Consider the following 17,861-nt stretch of genomic DNA (forward strand, 5'->3'; position numbering starts at 1 on the left):
TCGAGGGGTGAGGAACCCCACCCCTTCCGTCTTGGGTGAACCGCACATCGGTGACAAGGTGGAAAGGCGAATCCGTTGCGGCAGTGCTTTCTTCGCCTTGCCTACGGGCCCGCTGTGGGGGGCTGCCGTGACCTGTTGACGACAAGGAGGTCACATGGCGAACTCATCCGACGCTCCGCCAGAGAGCGAAGCATCACAGGGCGCGTCCGCGTTCGACGAACACGCGTCCACTTACTCGTCCACCCTGCAGAGTTCCTTCCCTGAACTCGACGTCGAGGTGCGCGACTCGGCCAAGCCGATCGCCCCGCACCTGCAGATCGCGGAGGAGGACGACGACGAGACCATCACCGAGAAGCTGAAGCTCCAGGGAGTTCGCCTCGGCAAGGGAATGGTTTCCCCGCGGGTCTTCTGGCCGGCGCTCATCGTCATCCTCGCGGTCGCCGTGGTCGGCATCGCCGCCCCGGAATCGACGAGTGACGTCCTCGTCGACATGCAGTCGTGGATCGTCACCAACTTCGGTTGGTACTACATGCTCGCGATCGGCTTCTTCATCGCCTTCACGGCGTTCGTGGGCTTCAGCAAGTACGGCACCATCCGTCTCGGCCGCGACGGGGAAGACCCTGAGTTCGGGCTCCTGTCGTGGTTTGCGATGCTCTTCGCCGCCGGCATGGGCATCGGCCTCGTCTTCTACGGCGTCGGCGAACCGCTCACCTACGCGACGAGCGACCCGAAGCCGGGCTGGGAGGGCAGCGAGACGGAGAAGGCGCAACTCGCCATGGCGCAGACCTTCCTCCACTGGGGTCTGCACCCGTGGGCGGTCTACGCCGTCATCGGTCTCGCGCTCGCGTACGCCATCCACCGCCGTGGTCGTCCGATCTCGATCCGCTGGGCCCTCGAGCCCCTCTTCGGCGATCGGGTCAAGGGCTGGCTCGGCGACCTCGTCGACGTCCTCGCCATCTTCGGCACCGTCTTCGGTGTCGCCACGTCGCTCGGTCTCGGCGTGCAGCAGATCGCGTCGGGCATGAAGTCGATCGGCATCGTCGACAACACCGACAACGCCGTGCTCGTGACGCTCATCGTCGTCATCACGTTCCTGTCGACGCTCTCGTGCGTCTCGGGTCTCGGCAAGGGCATCAAGTACCTGTCGAACATCAACCTGAGCTTCGCGGGCCTGCTGCTCATCTCCATCCTGCTGCTCGGCCCGACGCTGTTCCTCTTCCAGAACTTCGTCGAGTCGCTCGGCGTCTACCTCGCCAACGTGCTGAACATGACGTTCGACGTCGGTGCTTACACGGGTGAGAAGGGCGCCACCTGGAACGCGAGCTGGACGATCTTCTACTGGGGCTGGTGGATCTCGTGGGCACCCTTCGTCGGTGTCTTCATCGCGCGCATCTCGCGCGGTCGCACGATCCGCGAGTTCATCGCGGGCACGCTGTTCGTGCCGACGATCGTCGGGTTCCTGTGGTTCTCCGTGCTCGGTGGCACGGGCCTCGACCGTGAGCTCTTCGGCAAGGGCGGTCTCGTCGACCCGAAGGAGGGCGTGGACGCCTCGACGGTGCTGTTCACCGTGCTCGAGGACCTGCCGCTCGGTTCGGTGCTGTCGATCCTCGCCATCGCACTGGTGGCGGTCTTCTTCATCACCTCCTCCGACTCGGGTTCGCTCGTCGTCGACATGCTGGCCTCCGGCGGTCACCCCAACCCGCCGACCTGGTCGCGTGTGCTGTGGGCCGTGCTCGAGGGTGCGCTCGCCATCGGTCTGCTCCTCGCGGGCGGTCTGAGCGGGCTGCAGTCCGCGGCGATCGCCACGGCGCTGCCGTTCAGCGCGGTGCTCATCCTCATGTGCTTCGCCACGCTGCGAGCGCTGCGTGCGGACCTGGCGCTGCGCCGTCGTGACGAGACGGCCGAGCGCATCCGAGCGCTGCAACAGGAGTTCCAGGAGAGCTTCGACCAGCACTTTGGCCGCCACGTCGAGCCGCGCATCGACTACCGCATCTCGCGGACGACGTCACCGCGCGGCGGCGGACGCGGCGTCCCGACGTCGCCTCCTCCCGAGGCCGACTGACGCTGCGGCACGCGAACGGCGGGCCACCCTCACGAGGGGTGGCCCGCCGTTCGTTGTGGGCGGCCGGATCGAACCCGCGTCAGCGCAGGTCGCGCGGGAGCTGTTCGAGCATGCGCAACCATAGCTCCGACGCCGTCGGGTAGCTCGGCACGGCGTGACGCAGCACGCTGACAGGCACCTCGCCGACGATGGCGATCGTCGCGGCGTGGAGCAGTTCAGCCGCGTCCGGGCCGACGAACGTGGCGCCCATGACGACGCCGCGACGGCGGTCGACGACGATCTTCGCGCGCCCGTCGGCATCGTCACGCAGCAGCGACGTTCCGGCGGCGGTGCCGAAGCCCACCTCGGAGGTGACGACGGCGTCGTCGCCCAGCGCGGAGCGCGCCTCGGCCTCGCTCTGGCCGACGGAGGCGACCTGTGGGTCGGTGAAGACCACCTGCGGCACCGGCACGTTCGCGGGAGCGGGAGCCTCGTCGGCACCCGCGAGCTTCGAGCCGAGCACGCGCGCCTCGTACTTGCCCATGTGGGTGAGCGGGGCGCCGGGGCCGGCGTCGCCGACGGCGTGCAGCCACTCGGGCAAGGTGCCGCTTCGCACGTCGTCGGCGGACAGACCGAGCGCGTCGAGGCCGACGTCGGCGAGGTTGGGGCGGCGTCCGGTCGCGACGAGAACCTCGTCAGCGGTGAACGTGCCCGACGCGGACGTCGTCACCGTCACCTCGCCGCCGTGGATGCGCCCCAGGCCCGTGCCGTCCGCGTGCTCACGCACCGCGGAGGTGACGTCGGCGCCGAGGACGACGGCGATGCCCGCCTTCTCGAGGGCGGAGCGCACGATGTCGCCCGCGAACGGTTCGTTCTTCTCGAGCAGTGCCGGGCCGCGCACGAGCATGCGCACCTGCGAACCGAGGGCCGCCATCCACGTGGCCGCTTCGACGGCGATGACGCCGCCACCGACGACGAGGAGCCGCTCGGGCACCTCGACGACGCCCGTCGCGTCACGCGAACCCCAGGGGCTCACGCCGTCGAAGACGGGCGGAACGACCGGCACCGAGCCGGTCGCGAGCACGACAGCGCGCTCGGCCGTGACGGTGCGCGTGCCGTCGGGGCCGCTGACCTCGACGCGCCTCTCCCCGACGATGCGGCCGTGGCCGCGCACGAGCGTGATGTCGGCGCCGTCGGCCCACTTCACCTGGCCGGAGTCGTCGTAGTGCGACACCCACGTGTCGCGGCGGGCGAGGAGCTCCTTCGGCTGGACGGCAGCGTCTTCGACGCCGGGCAGGTGCGCCGTCGTGTGGGCCACGTCGATGGGGCGCAGGAGCGCCTTGCTCGGCATGCACGCGTAGTACGAGCACTCGCCGCCGAGCAGTTCGCCCTCGACGAGCGCGGCGCTCAGGCCACCCTCGACGGCGTACTGGGCGACATTCTCACCCACCGGCCCGCCGCCGATGACGACGACGTCGGCGTTGAGTTCGTCAGTGTCAGTCATCCGGGTCAGTCCTTCGCAGTGGTGGCGGGGGCGTCGTAGACGAGCTCGACGTACTCGCGGTGACGACCGATCCAGCCCTTGATGAACGGGCACAGCGGCAGCACCTTGCGGGTGCCCTCGTCACGCACGTCGTCGAGCGCGAAACGGGCGATCTGCGAGCCGACGCCCTTGCCCTCGTAAGCCGGGTCGACCTCGGTGTGGGTGAACACGGCGAGCTCGTCGGTGAGCTGGTACTCGGCGAAACCGGCCAGCGCGTCACCGTCCCACGCCTCGTAGCGGTTGGCTTCGGTGTTGTGCTTCATGGTCAGGTCGGACATGGCGATCTCCTCGGGGGATCTGGGTGCGTCGGGACGGTCGGATCGGAGGCGGGGTCAGCCGCCGATACGGCCGCGACGGTTGCGCGGGCGCAGGTGGACAGGCGGGATGGGCGGTGCCGGAATGCGGTCGGTCTTGCCGGTGTAGCCCTCGACGTGGCCGAAGCGCGGGTCCCCGGCCTCGTACTGTTCACGGGCTTCGACAATCTCCTCGTGGCTGCGGCCGAGGAAGTTCCACCACATGACGATCTCCTCCTCGAACGGCTCGCCGCCGAGCAGAACGAGACGGGCGGGGAACTGGCCGATCGAGAAGTGCAGCTGCGAGCGGCCCGGGTCGAGGCACGCGAGGTCGCCGCGCTTGAGCTGCGTCCCCTCGAACGTCACGTCGCCGGAGTCGACGAGGACGGCGTGCTCGAACGACGAGTCGACGTCGAGGGTGAGTTCGGTGCCCGCCTCGAGGCGCAGCTCTGCGCCGAGCAACGGCGTGTACGTCGTCACGGGCGAGCGATCGACGCCGGGCAGCTCACCGAGGAAGACGAGCGCGACGCCGGCGAAGCCACCGTCGTCACCGGTGAGGTCGACGTCGTCGGGGGCGTGGTGCTCGAAGGCTCGTACCGTCTCGCGGTCGGCGTCCGGCAGCGCAACCCACAGCTGGACGCCGTGCAGTGTGTCGGTCTCCGGCGTCGAGACCTCCGAGTGGGCGATGCCGTGACCGCTCGTCATGAGGTTCATCTCGCCGGGGCGCACCATGCCGTGCACGCCGCCGGTGTCGCGGTGCTCGATCTCGCCGTCGAACAGCCACGAGACCGTCTGCAGGCCGGTGTGCGGGTGCGGCGGCACGTCCATGCCGTCGCGTTCGAGGTCGCGCACGGGCTCGGGGCCGTAGTGGTCGACGAAGCACCACGCGCCGACGAAGGAGCGATCCTTGTGCGGAAGGGTGCGGCGCACCTCGAGCGATCGCATGCCGCCGAGGGGCACCTGACGGGCCTCGAGTACCTGGACGTCGTTCATGCGAACCTTCGTTTCTCCTCGCGGTGCGTCGTCCTGGCGGACGGCGCGACGGGCACGTTCGGTGCAACGACTCGCGGCGCCTACCCCTTCCCGCACCCCGCTCGGGGCGCGTCGCGGACACGAGCGTGCATCTGAAACGTATGACGCCGTCGGCGCCCCGGCAACGTCGGTCAGCGTCTCGGGGGCCGACGGCCGTTAGGTTGGGCCCGTCCCTCGAACGATTCGGCCAGGCCGCCCACGGTGCGGTGCGGTGAGAAGGAGTCCGACATGAGCGGTGGCAACCCGGAGCGCCCCTACATCGACAAGGTTCAGCCCCTCACGCACGCGGCGATGATCGAGGCCGCGAAGAGCTCGCGCGTCGCGTCGAAGGAGGCCGGCGTCGACGTCGGGCTCATCGAGCTCGTCAACACGCGCGTCTCGCAGATCAACGGCTGCGTGACGTGCCTGAGCGTCCACGTGCCCGCCGCCCGCGACGCCGGCGTCGACCCGCTCAAGATCGACCTGTTGCCCGCGTGGCGTGACGCCGACCTCTACACCGACGTCGAGCGCGCGGCGTTGGAGCTGGCCGAGGCCCTCACCAACCCGCGCGAACTCGATCTGCGCGCGGCCATCGCTGACGCGTCGGACGTCATGTCGACGGAGGCGCTCGCGGCCCTCGAGTGGGCCATCGTGCTCATCAACGCGTTCAACCGCGTGTCGATCGCGAGCGCGCACCCGCCGCGCCGCCGCCGCTGATCTCGACGACGATCGTGGCGAGTGCCGCCACGCCGAACGCGACGAGGGAGGCGCTCAGCCACGTCGGTGCGCTGAGGCCGATGGCCTCGCCGATGGAACGCCACATGTCCGACCACGCGCCGAGCGTGCCGGGCGCGACGAGCTCGTAGGCGACGAACCCGGCTGCCCAGGCGACGAGCATGAGCGGACGCGAGGGAGCGTCGACCGTGGTGTTCCAGCGGTGACGCCCGCCGAACAGGTAGTAGTCGACGAGGAAGACGCCGAGCAGCGGCACGAACACCGAGCCGATGAGGGCGAGGAAGTGCGCGAAACCGTAGATGTCGACGGCGAGGGCGAGCACCGTCGAGGTGACGCCGAGCGCGATCGAGATGAGGCGACGGTCGAGGCGCGGCGCGATGTTCTGCAGGGACACCGTCGTCGAGTAGACGTCGACGAAGCACTGGTCGATCTCGCGCAGCGTCAGCACGAGGAAGCACAGCGAGCCGCCCGCGACGCCGAGGAAGATCGAGAACACGGCGTCGCCGTTGCCGCCGGCCAGCAGCAGGGTGATGATGCCGATCGAGTAGACCGCGATCTGGGTGACGCAGTAGCCGAGGTAGCTGCCGAGCACCGCGGCGCGGTGGGACGTCGAGTGGCGCGCGTAGTCGCCGGCGACCGGCACCCACGAGACGGACAGCGCGATGATCGCGTCGACGGCCACCATCCAGCCGCCCCAACCGTACCCGGCGTGGGCCGGCACGTCGCGGGTGAGCAGCTGCGAGGCGAGATAGATGAGCGTGACGATGACCGCCACCGTCACGTACTTGCGCAGCACCTTGACCCAACGCAGCGGGTAGAGCGCGAGCAGCGTCGTCACGGCGCCGATGACGACGACGATCGGCCAGCGCGGCAGCTCGGGCCACAGGGTGCGGGCGGCCATCGTCGTCGTGACGATCTCGAACGTGCCCCAGCCGAGGAGCTGGATCATGTTGAACACCGTCGGCACGTACGACAGGCGGCCGCCGAACAGGCCGCGCAGCATGACCATGGCGGGCTGACCCTGCTGCGACGACGCGAGGGCCATCGCGGAGACGCCGGCCGTGCCGACGAGGGTGCCGACGACGAGCGCGAGCACGGCCTGCCCCATCCCCATGCCGGGCTCGCCCAGGGGCTGCAGGACGACGATGGCGCCCGCGAAAGCGAGCAGGCTCATGCCGAGGTTGCCCCACATGCCGAGCTGGTCGAGCAGGCCGAGGTTGCGCGGGGCCGGCCCGCCCTCGAGGGTCGTGGGCACGTCGTGGAGGTCGTCCACGTCGGGGGTGCGTCGGGCGGCGGTGCCCTCGTTCTGCGTAGCGGCGCTCGCGGTACTCACTGGCGTGCTTCCCTTCTGCCGGGCTGCGCCGGGGGAGGCGGCTCGCGCGGGTCGTCGATGCGCCGGATGACGCATCGGCAGACTATCGGCGCGAAAGTGCCAGAAATTTCGTTTGGCACGGACGTGCCACGGCGGGTTGGGGACACGTTTGCCGGGTGGGTGGACCGATTCTGTAGACGTTCGGCGTCACAGACGACGCCGAACGTCTACAGAATCCGGCATTCGCCGCGCTTCAGCGGCCTTCGACGTGCAGGGGCGTGTTCGCTGGGCCGACGACCTCGGCCTTGAGCGGCGGCGGGGGAGGCGTGCCGCCGTCGCCCCACGTGTTGGCCTCGAGGTGGTCGCGTCCGTGCGGGGTGAGCCAGCCGTCCAACGCCGGACCCTTCGGGACGATACCCGCCGGGTTCACGTCGGTGTGGACGATGTAGTAGTGCTCCTTGATCTGCACGAAGTCGTTCGTGTCTCCGAACCCCGGCGTCTGGAACAGCTCTCGGGCGTAACCCCACAGGTTCGGCAGCTCGTCGAGCTTCTGCCGGTTGCACTTGAAGTGGCCGTGGTAGACGGCGTCGAAGCGCACGAGCGTCGGGTAGAGGCGAACGTCGGCCTCGCTGATGCTCGGGCCCATGAGGTAGCGACGCGACTCGAGCCGCTTCTCGAGTTGGTCGAGCGCTGACCAGAGTTCGTCGTAGGCCTTGTCGTACGCCTCCTGCGATGTCGCGAAGCCGCACTTGTAGACGCCGTTGTTGACGGTGTGGAAGACGAACTCCATGAGCTCGTCCATCTCCTCGCGCTGTGCCTCGGGGTAAAGATCGGGTGCGCCCGCGCGGTGGAATTCCTTCCACTCAGTGCCGAAGTCGAGCGTCATCTGGTTGAAGTCGTTCGTCACGACCTCGCCGGTGCGCTCGTCGACGATGGCGGGCACCGTGATGCCGCGCTCGTAGTTCGGGAAGCGCTTGTTGTAGGCGTCGCGCAGGAAGTGGATGCCGAGCACGGGGTCGACGCCGCCCGGGTCGAGATCGAAGGTCCAGCTGCGTTCGTCGTGGGTCGGGCCGGCCATGGCGACGGAGATGACGTCGTCGAGGCCGTAGAGGCGGCGCGCGATGAGCGCACGGTTCGCCCACGGGCACGCACGTGCCGCGGCGAGGCGGTAGCGGTGCGCCTCCACCGGGTAGCCGTCCTCGCCGTCGCGGGTGATGCGGGTCTGGATGTAGTTGGTGTCGCGCTTGTAGGAGCCGCTCTTGTCGGCCATGAGTCCCCACCTCTCATCGGATCGCCCTTCGACCGTAGCGCCCTGTGCGCCGCCGCGAACAGTCGCAGGCGTGTGGATCAGGAGAGCGTGAGGAAGAGTTTCTCGAGCGTCTTGGCGTTCTCCTCGCTGACGGAACCCTCCTCGGCGAGGCACTGCTGCAGCCCCGAGGAGAGGATGGCGAAGCCGGCCCTGTCGAGGGCGCGACTCGTCGCGGCGAGTTGCGTGACGACGTCCTGGCACTCGGCGCCACTCTCGATGAGTCGGATGACACCGCCGAGCTGACCCTGAGCCCGCTTGAGGCGGTTGAGCACGGGCGTCATGTCATCGGGTGAGAGCTGCATGGCAAGCCTTTCGGTTCGGTGGTCGCGGGGCCTCGGTGGTGCCCGAGGGAGACGGTGCCGCCCCGGCGACGCAGAGTCCCAGCATACGGGGTGGGGTATCGAATGTCGCTCCCGTCAACGTCGGGCGCTCCCAGGATCATCCGTAACGGAATCCGCGGAAATGCGGGCGAAGGCACCCCGCTTGATACGGGTGGGGGTATCTGTGATCTAATGAAGCCAGATACCCCATGGGGTATAAATCGAAGCGAGACGCGGCCCGGTGGTCGCGCGGAAGGAGGGCACGATGGTTGCCATCGTCCCGATCGACACGCCGTCACTCGGCGACCGCTCCTACTTGGCCCACGACGGCGAGGTCGCCCTCGTCGTCGACCCGCAACGCGACGTCGACCGCGTCCTCGCGGTGGCGGAGCGCGAAGGGGTGCGCATCACGCATGTCTTTGAGACGCACGTCCACAACGACTACGTCACCGGGGGCCGGGCGCTCGCGAACGAGACCGGCGCTACGTACCACGTCAACGCGGACGACGAGGTCTCGTTCGAGCGCGTCGGTGTGCGTGACGGTGATGTCGTCACCGTCGGCAGCATGAGCGTCACCGTCCTCGCGACACCAGGCCACACCTTCACCCACCTGTCGTACGCCCTCGCCGGCGACGAGGGCACGATCGGCGTCTTCTCCGGCGGATCGCTGACGTTCGGCTCGACCGGGCGCCCCGACCTGCTCGGCGATCAGAACACCGACGCACTCGTCCACCACCAGTACGACTCCGTCCAGCGCCTCGCCTCCGAACTGCCCGACGAGGCGCAGGTGCTTCCGACACACGGTTTCGGCAGCTTCTGTTCCGCGACGCAGTCCGACGCCGATTCCTCGACCATCGGCACCGAGAAGCGCACCAACCCGGCCCTGACGAAGAGCGAGGACGAGTGGGTCGAGGAGATCCTCGCCGGCCTGTCCGAGTGGCCCGCGTACTACGCGCACATGGGGCCGGCGAACGCCGACGCTCCGCAGGACGCCCCTGATCTCACCCTGCCCGCCACCGTCGACAAGGATGAGATCCGTGCCTCCCTCGAAGCCGGGGAGTGGGTCGTCGACCTGCGCAATCGCGAGGCGTACGCCAAGGGGCACGTCGGCCGCACGGTCAACTTCGGCGTCGACGGCCAGTTCGCCACGTACCTCGGCTGGATCATGCCCTGGGGCGCCTCGCTCACACTGCTCGGGGACAGCCCCGAGCAGGTCGCCGAAGCGCAGCGCGAACTCGTGCGCATCGGCATCGAGCGCCTCCGGGGGCAGGCCACGGGCGCTCCGCAGGAGTGGACCGACGAGGCGCTCCAGTCGTTCGAGCGCGCCACGTTCGCCGACCTCGCTCAGGTGCGTCACCACCGCGAAGTGACCGTCCTCGACGTGCGACGCGCCGACGAGTTCGGCCCGTCCCACATCGACGGCGCCGTCAACGTGCCGCTTCACGACGTGCTCGAGCGCCTCGACGAGATTCCTTCCGGCGAACTGTGGGTGCACTGCGCAGGTGGCTACCGCGCCTCGATCGCGTCCTCCCTCCTCGCAGCTGCGGGCCACCACGTGGTCGCTGTCGATGACAGCTTCGCGAATGCAGCCGAGACGGGCCTGAGCCTGGTGGCAGGCTGATCCTCGTGCTCATCGCTCTTGTCGCTGGGGTGGTCGTCGGGCTTCTCATCGGTGGCCTCGGCGGAGGTGGCGCCGTCCTCACCGTCCCGGTGCTCGTGTACGCGGTGGGCAAGGATCCGCACGAGGCGACGACGGCGTCGCTCGTCATCGTCGGTGTGAGCTCCCTCGTCGGTCTCGTGCCGCACCATCGTCGCGGCGCCGTGCAGTGGGGCCAGGGCCTGACGTTCGGTGTGCTGGGCGTCGGCGGCGCCTACCTCGGCACCCGCGCAGCGGCCGGGGTGGACGGCAACCTCCTGCTCGCGATGTTCGCCGGCTTGCTCGTCGTCGTCGCGGCACTCATGATCCGCAAGGCGCTCGTGGGTTCCGCAGACGTCGAGGGTCGGCCACGCGACGTGCTTCACTCCGACGACGAGGGCAGGCGTGACGTCGGCGGAATCGTGAAGCTCGTCGTGACGGCGACCGGGGTAGGGTTGCTCACCGGCTTCTTCGGCGTCGGTGGTGGATTCGCCATCGTCCCGGCTCTGACTCTGGTTCTCGGCTACGGCATGCCGTTTGCCGTCGGTACGTCGCTGCTCGTCGTCACGATCAACAGCGTCAGTTCGTTTCTCTTCCACTCCTCCGGTGGGAGCGTCATCGATTGGTCGATCGTGACGCCCTTCCTCGCCATGGCCGTCGCGGGTGCGCTCGTCGGTGGCCGACTCATGACGAAGATCCCGAAACGTACCCTGCAACTCGGGTTCGCGTCCTTCCTCCTCCTCGTCTCGTTCTACACGGCGTGGCGCAGCATTCCTCACCTGTTCTGATCAACCTCTCGAAGGAGAACCCCCATGACCATCACGCCCCGTATCGACGCCGCCGGCCTCGCCTCGGCGAACTCGGACGACCTGCTCCTGCTCGACGTGCGAACGCCTGCCGAGTACGGAACCGCCCACATCCCCGGCTCGATCAACGTGCCGGTCGATCTGCTCGACGCGAACGCCGCCGTCATCGGTGGTCGTATCGACAGGGACGCCGTGCTCATTTGCCGCGCCGGGCCACGCGCCGAGCGCGCTCAGCGAGCACTCGCCGGTGTCGGTGTCACCCGCACGTCGGTGCTCGAGGGTGGCTTCGAGGCGTGGCGTGACGCCGGCCAGGACGTCGAGTACGGCGAGGCACGCTGGGATCTCGAGCGGCAGGTGCGCCTCGTGGCGGGTTCCCTCGTCGCCACGGGTGTGCTGGCGAGCACGCTCGTGCCGAAGGCGAAATGGCTCTCGGGCGCGGTCGGCGGGGGTCTCGTCTTCGCGGCCCTGTCGAACACCTGCGCCATGGGCAACCTGTTGTCGAAGCTGCCCTACAACCAGGGTGCCGGCGCGCCGTCGGTGCGCCAGGTGACGGCTCAGCTGCGTTGAGGGCGGGCCCCTCACTCGTCCCGCTACCGTGTGGCGCATGAGTGACGTGCCCTCCGGACTGACCCGTGTCGCCGTCGTCGGCGGCGGAATCGCGGGCCTGACGTTGGCTGCGGCGCTCGACCCGTCGCGCTTCGACATCACTCTCGTCGAGGCCCAACCCGAGCGGACGACGGGTGCCGCGCTCGGCCTGTGGCCCGGCGCTCGCCGCACGCTCACGCGCCTCGGTGTCGCACTTCCCGCGCCGACGAAGGCCGACCACGGCGGCCTCTACCGCCTCGACGGCGCCCGCGTCGCGACGGTCCGCGGCCCGGATCTCGCCATGGTGATGCGCCCGGCCCTCATGGAGGCGCTCGCTGCGGCTGTGCCCGGAAGCGTTCGTCGCGTGATGGCCGAGGTCACTGATCCGAGCACCCTCGACGCCGACCTCGTCGTCGGCGCTGACGGCGTGCGCTCGCGGGTGCGGGGCCTCGTCCAGCCCGGCGCGGCCGAGCGTCGTGAGACGCCCTACGTCACGTTGCGTGGCATCGTGCCCGCCGGCGCTGCGGCCGACAGGTTGCGGCCACTGGTCGGTGAGTACTGGGGCGCCGGAACGCTGTTCGGGCTCGCGCCGGTCGGGGATGCGCTCTACTGGTTCACCGGACACGTGAGCGACCTCGGCCCGGAGCCGCTCGACGTGACGACCGTGGTCGCCGAGGCGCGCGAGCGCTTCGCCGCGGCTGCCCCGCATCTGCGGGAGGTGCTCGACGCCGCGGGCGATGACACACTCGCGACCCGCCTGTGGGTCACGCCGCCGATGCATCGCTACGTCTCGGGGCGGTACGTCGTCATCGGCGACGCCGCCCACGCCGCTCTGCCGAACCTCGGACGCGGTGCGAGTGACGCCGTCCTCGATGCGGCCTCCCTCGCGCGCATCCTGAACACCAATCGGTCGCTCGCATCGTGGCAGGCGCGCCGACTGCCCGTCACCCAGGTCGCCCGCACGGTGGCCGGGTGGGGAATGCGGGTTGCCCTGTCGCCCACCCGCGATCTCCTGTGGCGGCGGCTCGGCACGAAGTAGGCACCTGATCCCGTCGTGTGCCCCAGGGATGTTTCACGTGGAACCACACACCCCTGCGGGTTGAATCTCATTTGAACTGATTCTCGACGACCCGCTGTTCCCCCTCGTGAGAAGTGAGATCACTTCACGAAGCACGAAGGGAGATCCATGACCTACCGCATCGAGAACCCCGCCACCGGCGTCGTCGAGAAGGAGTTCGACTCCACCTCCGACGCCGACGTGCGCGCAGCCGTCGAACGTGCCCACGCAGCTTTCGACACTTGGCGTCGCGAATCGACTCAGACGCGCGCCGACGCCATGAAGCGCGTCGCCGATGCCTACGACGAGCGAGCTGACGAACTGGCGCGCACCATCGCGACGGAGATGGGCAAGCCCCTCACAGAAGCCAAGGGCGAGGTCGAGCTGGCCTGCTCGATCTTCCGTTGGTACGGCGAGCACGGCCCCGCCCTGCTCGAGGAGGAGAAGCTCGACATCGGTGACGAGGCGTCGTCCGTCGTCGTGACCGACCCGATCGGTGTGCTCATGGGCGTCACGCCCTGGAACTTCCCGCACTACCAGGTGGCCCGCTTCGCGGCGCCGAACCTCATGCTGGGCAACACGATTCTGCTCAAGCACGCGTCGATCTGCGGCTCGTCCGCTGTGCTCATCGGGGAGATCCTCCACGCTGCCGGGGTACCCGAGGACGCGTACATCAACCTCTTCGTCAGCAACGACCAGGTGACGAGCATCATCGAGGACTCGCGGGTGCGCGGCGTCTCCCTCACCGGGAGCGAGGGCGCCGGAATCGCCGTCGCGGAAACGGCGGCGAAGAACCTCAAGAAGAGCGTGCTCGAACTCGGCGGGTCAGACCCGCTCATCGTCCTCGACGACGTGGATGTCGCAGCGACGGCCGAGGCGGTCGCCAAGGCGCGGATGAGCAACGCCGGGCAGGCGTGCAACTCGCCGAAGCGAATCTTCGTGCCGCAGGCCAAGTTCGCCGAGTTCACCGACGTCGTCGTCACGACGGTCGGGGAGCTCAAGGTCGGCGACCCGCTCGACGAAGCCACCGAGATGGGTCCGCTGTCGTCGATCGAGGCGCGTGACGGCGTCGTCGAGCAGGTGCGCAAGGCCGTCTCCGAGGGCGCGACGCTGCGTGCCGGCCGTGATGCGCTCGACAAGGACGGCGCATGGATGGCGCCGACCGTGATCACCGGCGTCACGAGCGAGATGGACGCGTACGCCGAGGAGATCTTCGGCCCGGTCGCGATGATCTTCCCGTACAGCTCCGTCGACGAAGCCGTGCGCGTGGCCAACGACTCGTCGTTCGGCCTGTCCGGCTCCGTCTGGGCCAAGGATGTCGAGAAGGCTGAAGAGATCGCTCGGCGCCTCGAGGTCGGCATGACCTACGTCGACGAACACGGCACGACAAAGGCCGGTCTGCCCTTCGGCGGCGTGCGCCGCTCCGGGTACGGGCGCCAGCTCGGACGGTGGGGATTCACGGAATTCGCCAACACGAAGCTCGTCCGAGTCGCCTCCTGATCGAGGGTTCTTCGACGCTCCGGTCGCCGGCGGGGAGACTGGTGGCATGACTGCTGACACGCTCCTCATCGGCGCCGGCGATCTCGGCACCGAGATCGGCCTTCGTCTCGCTGCGGCCGGGCGCGGCGTCGTCGCCGTCCGACGACGGGCCGCACTCGTGCCCGCTCCGCTCGTCGGTGTGGCGGGCGACGTTTCGGACGGACTGCCTGATCTGCCCGCCTTCGACGGTGCTGGTGACGGTCCACGCCTCCTCGTCATCTGCCTCACCGCGGGCGGCCGAAGTGAAGAGCGGTACCGTGCCACCTTCCTCGACGGTGTCGACGCCGTTCTGCGTGACGTCGCAGCACGCGGCTGGGCGCCGGAGCGGGCCCTGTTCGTCTCGTCGACCGGCGCGATGGGGCATGCGCAGAACGGCGACGCGTGGGTCGACGAAACCTCGTCCGATGCGGCGGACACCCCCACGGGCCGCGTGCTCGCCGAGGCCGAGCAGAACTTCCTCGCGGGCCTGCCGGTGGGAACGCGGGGCATCGTCGTGCGCCCCAGCGGTCTCTACGGACCGGGACGCGAGTGGTTCATCGACCAGGTGCGTGCCGGCAACCTCGCCGACCCCGGCCGCATGACGAACCGCATCCACCGCGACGACGCCGCGGCGGCCGTCGTCCACCTGCTCACGGTGAGCGCCGAAGCCGACGAGCTGTACCTGCTCACCGACGACGCACCTGCTCCGGCGCGCGAGGTTGCGACGTTTCTCGCCCGCGAACTCGGCGTCGACACCGAGCCGTTCACGGAGCACGAGGGCGCGGCGCGCCCCTCGGCCACCCGGCGGCTGAGCAACGCGCGCCTGCGTGGAACGGGCTTCACCCTCACCTACCCGACCTTCCGCGAGGGCTACGCGAGCATCCTCGCCGGTGAGGGCGAGCGTCATCCCTGACTGATCGCCAACGTGCAGGTTGTGCGTGAAATATCGCGCACAACCTGACCTTTCCCGAATCACCTGGGCGCTCCGCGAGATTCAGGTGACGTGTGCTCGGTTCGCGCCGGATGGTTCCCCCTCATCCGAGGCAGCTGACGGTGTGGATCAGAAAACGCGTCGACGCGTTCCACCGATCGGCACGAGGTTGAGGATGAGGCCCACGACGATGAGGACGAGGCCGATGGTCCACAGGATCGACATCTTCGCGATGAGGCCGATGATGAGCAGGATGAGCCCGAGGGTGATCATGGCTGAAACCTTTCCGAGAAACGGATATCAGTATTACGTTACGCGGTTGACGGAATAGTCACCTACACCCATAAGGGTGCTTATTTGCGTGGGCGCTTCTTGCGTAACAGAGCGGCACTGAACAGCATCGTGGCGCCAAGGGTCGCTCCGAGAAGAATTCCCATGAGGACGACGCGGTTGAACATGCCGATGGGGGTGGGCGCGCCCAGGAAGTACCACGTGCCCGTGGTGAAGTAGATGTACGTCTTGTACGCGATGGCGAAGAGGATCCACGGGGAGGCCAGGATTCCGGTGGCGGCCAGCACCGAGGCGCCTGCGTTGCGCAGGGTCGCCTCTACGCGCACGACCGGGGTGGTCGATGCGCGTCGCTGGGCCAGCTGGGTCTTCATGAACTCAGAATAATAAGAGACCGTCTGGTTTCCTACTTTTCACGTCCCTAAGTTCGAGTTATGCGAGTTCCACTCGGCGGAGAAATGGTGAGTCAGACGACCGTCTTTTAATTTGTCGCGCCTGCGCCAGACGACGAAAATTCGTCGGCCTAAGCTGCGCGCGCCCTCACCGCACGACGTCGAACTCCGCGAGCCGGATGCCGTTGGAGTACGTCTCGGTGTTGCGAAGGCGAAGATTCGTTCGACCGATCCCGTCGGCCCACAGCCGTTTACCCGAACCGAGGACGACGGGGAACTCGAGCAGCGTGAACCCGTCGACGAGCCCGGCAGCCAACAGGCTCTGAACGAGGGCCGCCGAACCGTGGACGAGGATCGGGCCGCCGTCGGCCTCCTTGAGCTTTGCGACCTCGTCAAGTGAACGCAGCACGTGGCAGTCGGCCCAGTCGATGTCGGTGACGGCCGCATCGTCCAACGTCCGCGAGACGACGTACTTCGGCATGGCGTTGTACGTGGCGAAGTCGTCCATCGTCGGCCAGACGGGGGCGAACTCCTCGAACGTCACGCGGCCCAGGAGCAGCGCAGAGGCCTCCTCCTGTTCGCGACCCTTGACGGCGTAGGCCTCCGGGACGAACTCGATGTCCTTGAACGTCCAGCCCGCGTGCTCGTACTCACCGTCGCCGGGGGAGTCGACGACGCCGTCGAGGCTGATGAATTCGGTGACGACGATGGGGCGCATGGGGTTCCTCTCGGGCGGGGCGCTCGGCTCCGCCCAAGGCTGCCACGCGCCCGCAAACGCGAAAGGGCAGTGCAATAGGCTGATCGTATGAGCCTCGGGCCGACGACGACGGTGCGCCTTCTGCGCAGCCTGCTCGTTGCCGCCCTCACGGCCTGTAGCGCCGGCATCGCCCACGTCGTCGGGGGCGCCCACGAAGCGCCCGTCGGGCTGCTCGTCCTTCTCGCCGCCGTCGGCACGCCGATCATGTTCACGCTGAGCAGGCGCCGCTGGAGCTTCGTCCAGATCGTCGTCGTCATGGGCCTCGCGCAGGTTCTGCTGCACGCCGTCATGACGATGTCGATGCCGGCCGGGCACCATGTGCAACCGCAACTTGTCGAGGCCGACGAGGGCTGGACGCAGATGGCGGCCGCTCACATCGTCGCCACCGTGCTCTTCTCGCTGTGTCTCGCGTACGGCGAACGCGCACTCGCGTGGACACTGCGCCGCGTCCTGCCGTACCTCGTCGTCCCCGCCTGGGGCCAGTTCGTCGTCCGCCACACGGCTTTCGACGCCGTCCGAGTGCCTCGTCCGACGTTTGTGCGCAGCCCTCGCGCCTCCCGCGCGCCGCCTGCGGTTTTCGTTCTCTCGCACTGATTTCCACCCCACGCGCCCTCACCGGGACGCGCTACCTGCGCACCCCCGAGTGATCGAGGCGCCGCCGCCTGCGTGCGGCACGAGAAACGAAAGTCCTCACCATGATTCGCTCCACCCTGCCCACCGTTCGCCGAGTCGCCGCCACCGCGCTCATCGCCCCGCTCGCCTTCACGGCCGCAGCCTGTTCGAAGGACGACACTGCGTCGTCGAAGAGCCCCCAGAGCACGTCGTCCACTTCGTCGAAGGTGACGATGGCGACCTCCCTCAAGGCCTCAGACGGTTGGGCCAAGGCAGCCGAGAGCGGCATGAGCGCCGCTTTCGGCACCTGGAAGAACACGGGTAACGAGCCCGTCGTCATCACCGGCGCGAAGGGCAACGCCGGGCCCGTCCAACTCCACGTCACGACGAAGACCGCGAACGGCATGGAGATGAAGCAGACGTCGAACTTCACGCTGGCGCCCGGTGGCACCTTGAAGCTCGCCCCTGGTGGCAACCACCTCATGTTCATGAACCTGAGCAAGGCGCTCGCGGCCGGTGACGAGCAGCAGCTCACCATCACGTTCAAGGACGGTTCGAGCACGAAGCTGACGTTCCCCGTGCGGGCCTACGACGGCGCCAAGGAGAAGTACTCCGACGCCGGGTCGGGTGACGCGTCGCCGTCGTCCGGTGCATCGGGCACGTCAGAAATGCCCGGCATGACGCACTCGTCGTCGCACTGATCCCACTCGTCCCG

The 17,861-nt window shown here is 68.6% G+C and carries 18 protein-coding genes and 1 pseudogene; 10 read left to right on the top strand and 9 right to left on the bottom strand.

Going from position 1 to position 17,861, the window contains the following annotated elements; translation table 11 throughout:
* Positions 1-154 precede the first annotated feature (154 nt).
* Complete coding sequence (locus H7F30_RS03820; protein ID WP_129665847.1) at positions 155-2,062, top strand: BCCT family transporter; 1,908 nt, start codon at positions 155-157, stop codon at positions 2,060-2,062.
* Between the two features lie 79 nt (positions 2,063-2,141).
* Here H7F30_RS03820 and H7F30_RS03825 read toward each other — a convergent pair whose 3' ends face one another.
* From H7F30_RS03825 to H7F30_RS03835, 3 genes and pseudogenes are all read right to left on the bottom strand, one after another.
* Positions 2,142-3,545 carry an NAD(P)/FAD-dependent oxidoreductase gene (locus H7F30_RS03825; RefSeq protein ID WP_187036818.1) on the bottom strand — a complete coding sequence of 468 codons (1,404 nt, stop codon included), beginning with the start codon at positions 3,543-3,545 and terminating at the stop codon, positions 2,142-2,144.
* Between the two features lie 5 nt (positions 3,546-3,550).
* Positions 3,551-3,883, bottom strand: a pseudogene (locus H7F30_RS03830) (GNAT family N-acetyltransferase); the annotation flags it as partial.
* Between the two features lie 33 nt (positions 3,884-3,916).
* A complete protein-coding gene (locus tag H7F30_RS03835) occupies positions 3,917-4,870 on the bottom strand; it encodes a pirin family protein (RefSeq protein WP_187036822.1) in 954 nt (317 codons plus the stop codon).
* Between the two features lie 267 nt (positions 4,871-5,137).
* Between H7F30_RS03835 and H7F30_RS03840 the strand changes: the two genes are divergently transcribed.
* The gene (locus H7F30_RS03840) at positions 5,138-5,605 is read left to right on the top strand and encodes a carboxymuconolactone decarboxylase family protein (RefSeq protein ID WP_187036825.1); all 468 of its coding nucleotides are present in this window, start codon (positions 5,138-5,140) and stop codon (positions 5,603-5,605) included.
* Here H7F30_RS03840 and H7F30_RS03845 read toward each other — a convergent pair.
* From H7F30_RS03845 to H7F30_RS03855, 3 genes are all read right to left on the bottom strand, one after another.
* Positions 5,556-6,956, bottom strand: coding sequence for a cytosine permease (locus tag H7F30_RS03845; RefSeq protein ID WP_222617845.1), 1,401 nt, complete (start codon positions 6,954-6,956; stop codon positions 5,556-5,558). The genes H7F30_RS03840 and H7F30_RS03845 overlap by 50 nt on opposite strands.
* Before the next feature lie 232 nt (positions 6,957-7,188).
* Positions 7,189-8,205, bottom strand: coding sequence for a glutathione S-transferase family protein (locus H7F30_RS03850; RefSeq protein ID WP_187036829.1), 1,017 nt, complete (start codon positions 8,203-8,205; stop codon positions 7,189-7,191).
* A gap of 77 nt (positions 8,206-8,282) precedes the next feature.
* Positions 8,283-8,546: a metal-sensitive transcriptional regulator gene (locus H7F30_RS03855; RefSeq protein WP_047310930.1), complete on the bottom strand. Its 264-nt coding sequence runs from the start codon at positions 8,544-8,546 to the stop codon at positions 8,283-8,285.
* 283 nt (positions 8,547-8,829) lie between these two features.
* Here H7F30_RS03855 and H7F30_RS03860 point away from each other — a divergent pair, with 283 nt between their 5' ends.
* The 6 genes from H7F30_RS03860 to H7F30_RS03885 all read left to right on the top strand — a co-directional run bounded on the left by H7F30_RS03860 (position 8,830) and on the right by H7F30_RS03885 (position 15,079).
* A complete protein-coding gene (locus H7F30_RS03860) occupies positions 8,830-10,185 on the top strand; it encodes a rhodanese-like domain-containing protein (protein WP_187036831.1) in 1,356 nt (451 codons plus the stop codon).
* A 5-nt stretch (positions 10,186-10,190) separates the two neighbouring features.
* Positions 10,191-10,988 carry a sulfite exporter TauE/SafE family protein gene (locus H7F30_RS03865; RefSeq protein WP_187036833.1) on the top strand — a complete coding sequence of 266 codons (798 nt, stop codon included), beginning with the start codon at positions 10,191-10,193 and terminating at the stop codon, positions 10,986-10,988.
* 24 nt (positions 10,989-11,012) lie between these two features.
* The gene (locus H7F30_RS03870; RefSeq protein ID WP_047310932.1) at positions 11,013-11,573 is read left to right on the top strand and encodes a rhodanese-like domain-containing protein; all 561 of its coding nucleotides are present in this window, start codon (positions 11,013-11,015) and stop codon (positions 11,571-11,573) included.
* Between the two features lie 37 nt (positions 11,574-11,610).
* Positions 11,611-12,630 (top strand): FAD-dependent oxidoreductase, encoded by a 1,020-nt coding sequence (locus H7F30_RS03875; protein WP_187036835.1) that lies wholly within the window; start codon positions 11,611-11,613, stop codon positions 12,628-12,630.
* A 147-nt stretch (positions 12,631-12,777) separates the two neighbouring features.
* The gene (locus H7F30_RS03880; protein ID WP_187036837.1) at positions 12,778-14,148 is read left to right on the top strand and encodes an NAD-dependent succinate-semialdehyde dehydrogenase; all 1,371 of its coding nucleotides are present in this window, start codon (positions 12,778-12,780) and stop codon (positions 14,146-14,148) included.
* 46 nt (positions 14,149-14,194) lie between these two features.
* The gene (locus tag H7F30_RS03885) at positions 14,195-15,079 is read left to right on the top strand and encodes an SDR family NAD(P)-dependent oxidoreductase (RefSeq protein ID WP_187036839.1); all 885 of its coding nucleotides are present in this window, start codon (positions 14,195-14,197) and stop codon (positions 15,077-15,079) included.
* A gap of 147 nt (positions 15,080-15,226) precedes the next feature.
* Here the strand turns inward: H7F30_RS03885 and H7F30_RS03890 are convergent, their stop codons facing one another.
* The 3 genes from H7F30_RS03890 to H7F30_RS03900 all read right to left on the bottom strand — a co-directional run bounded on the left by H7F30_RS03890 (position 15,227) and on the right by H7F30_RS03900 (position 16,495).
* Positions 15,227-15,370, bottom strand: a complete 144-nt coding sequence (locus tag H7F30_RS03890; RefSeq protein ID WP_182434735.1) for a hypothetical protein — start codon at positions 15,368-15,370, stop codon at positions 15,227-15,229.
* A gap of 80 nt (positions 15,371-15,450) precedes the next feature.
* Positions 15,451-15,759 carry a hypothetical protein gene (locus H7F30_RS03895; RefSeq protein WP_187036841.1) on the bottom strand — a complete coding sequence of 103 codons (309 nt, stop codon included), beginning with the start codon at positions 15,757-15,759 and terminating at the stop codon, positions 15,451-15,453.
* 166 nt (positions 15,760-15,925) lie between these two features.
* Entirely contained in the window at positions 15,926-16,495 is a 570-nt protein-coding gene (locus H7F30_RS03900) for a dihydrofolate reductase family protein (protein WP_187036843.1), read from the bottom strand.
* A gap of 87 nt (positions 16,496-16,582) precedes the next feature.
* Between H7F30_RS03900 and H7F30_RS03905 the strand changes: the two genes are divergently transcribed.
* Both H7F30_RS03905 and H7F30_RS03910 read left to right on the top strand, forming a co-directional pair.
* Positions 16,583-17,128 (top strand): hypothetical protein, encoded by a 546-nt coding sequence (locus tag H7F30_RS03905; RefSeq protein ID WP_187036845.1) that lies wholly within the window; start codon positions 16,583-16,585, stop codon positions 17,126-17,128.
* A gap of 101 nt (positions 17,129-17,229) precedes the next feature.
* Positions 17,230-17,847 (top strand): copper chaperone PCu(A)C, encoded by a 618-nt coding sequence (locus tag H7F30_RS03910; protein WP_187036847.1) that lies wholly within the window; start codon positions 17,230-17,232, stop codon positions 17,845-17,847.
* The last annotated feature ends 14 nt before the right edge of the window (positions 17,848-17,861 follow it).

It is taken from the genome of Dermacoccus sp. PAMC28757 (genome assembly GCF_014302635.1).
GTDB classification, from domain to species: domain Bacteria; phylum Actinomycetota; class Actinomycetes; order Actinomycetales; family Dermatophilaceae; genus Dermacoccus; species Dermacoccus abyssi.

What these genes read in the sequence shown, in the direction of transcription:
- H7F30_RS03820 (WP_129665847.1), top strand. Translation starts at nt 155, where the DNA reads ATGGCGAACTCATCCGACGCTCCGCCAGAGAGCGAAGCATCACAGGGC.
- H7F30_RS03825 (WP_187036818.1), bottom strand. Translation starts at nt 3,545, where the DNA reads ATGACTGACACTGACGAACTCAACGCCGACGTCGTCGTCATCGGCGGC.
- H7F30_RS03835 (WP_187036822.1), bottom strand. Translation starts at nt 4,870, where the DNA reads ATGAACGACGTCCAGGTACTCGAGGCCCGTCAGGTGCCCCTCGGCGGC.
- H7F30_RS03840 (WP_187036825.1), top strand. Translation starts at nt 5,138, where the DNA reads ATGAGCGGTGGCAACCCGGAGCGCCCCTACATCGACAAGGTTCAGCCC.
- H7F30_RS03850 (WP_187036829.1), bottom strand. Translation starts at nt 8,205, where the DNA reads ATGGCCGACAAGAGCGGCTCCTACAAGCGCGACACCAACTACATCCAG.
- H7F30_RS03855 (WP_047310930.1), bottom strand. Translation starts at nt 8,546, where the DNA reads ATGCAGCTCTCACCCGATGACATGACGCCCGTGCTCAACCGCCTCAAG.
- H7F30_RS03860 (WP_187036831.1), top strand. Translation starts at nt 8,830, where the DNA reads ATGGTTGCCATCGTCCCGATCGACACGCCGTCACTCGGCGACCGCTCC.
- H7F30_RS03870 (WP_047310932.1), top strand. Translation starts at nt 11,013, where the DNA reads ATGACCATCACGCCCCGTATCGACGCCGCCGGCCTCGCCTCGGCGAAC.
- H7F30_RS03875 (WP_187036835.1), top strand. Translation starts at nt 11,611, where the DNA reads ATGAGTGACGTGCCCTCCGGACTGACCCGTGTCGCCGTCGTCGGCGGC.
- H7F30_RS03880 (WP_187036837.1), top strand. Translation starts at nt 12,778, where the DNA reads ATGACCTACCGCATCGAGAACCCCGCCACCGGCGTCGTCGAGAAGGAG.
- H7F30_RS03885 (WP_187036839.1), top strand. Translation starts at nt 14,195, where the DNA reads ATGACTGCTGACACGCTCCTCATCGGCGCCGGCGATCTCGGCACCGAG.
- H7F30_RS03890 (WP_182434735.1), bottom strand. Translation starts at nt 15,370, where the DNA reads ATGATCACCCTCGGGCTCATCCTGCTCATCATCGGCCTCATCGCGAAG.
- H7F30_RS03895 (WP_187036841.1), bottom strand. Translation starts at nt 15,759, where the DNA reads ATGAAGACCCAGCTGGCCCAGCGACGCGCATCGACCACCCCGGTCGTG.
- H7F30_RS03900 (WP_187036843.1), bottom strand. Translation starts at nt 16,495, where the DNA reads ATGCGCCCCATCGTCGTCACCGAATTCATCAGCCTCGACGGCGTCGTC.
- H7F30_RS03905 (WP_187036845.1), top strand. Translation starts at nt 16,583, where the DNA reads ATGAGCCTCGGGCCGACGACGACGGTGCGCCTTCTGCGCAGCCTGCTC.
- H7F30_RS03910 (WP_187036847.1), top strand. Translation starts at nt 17,230, where the DNA reads ATGATTCGCTCCACCCTGCCCACCGTTCGCCGAGTCGCCGCCACCGCG.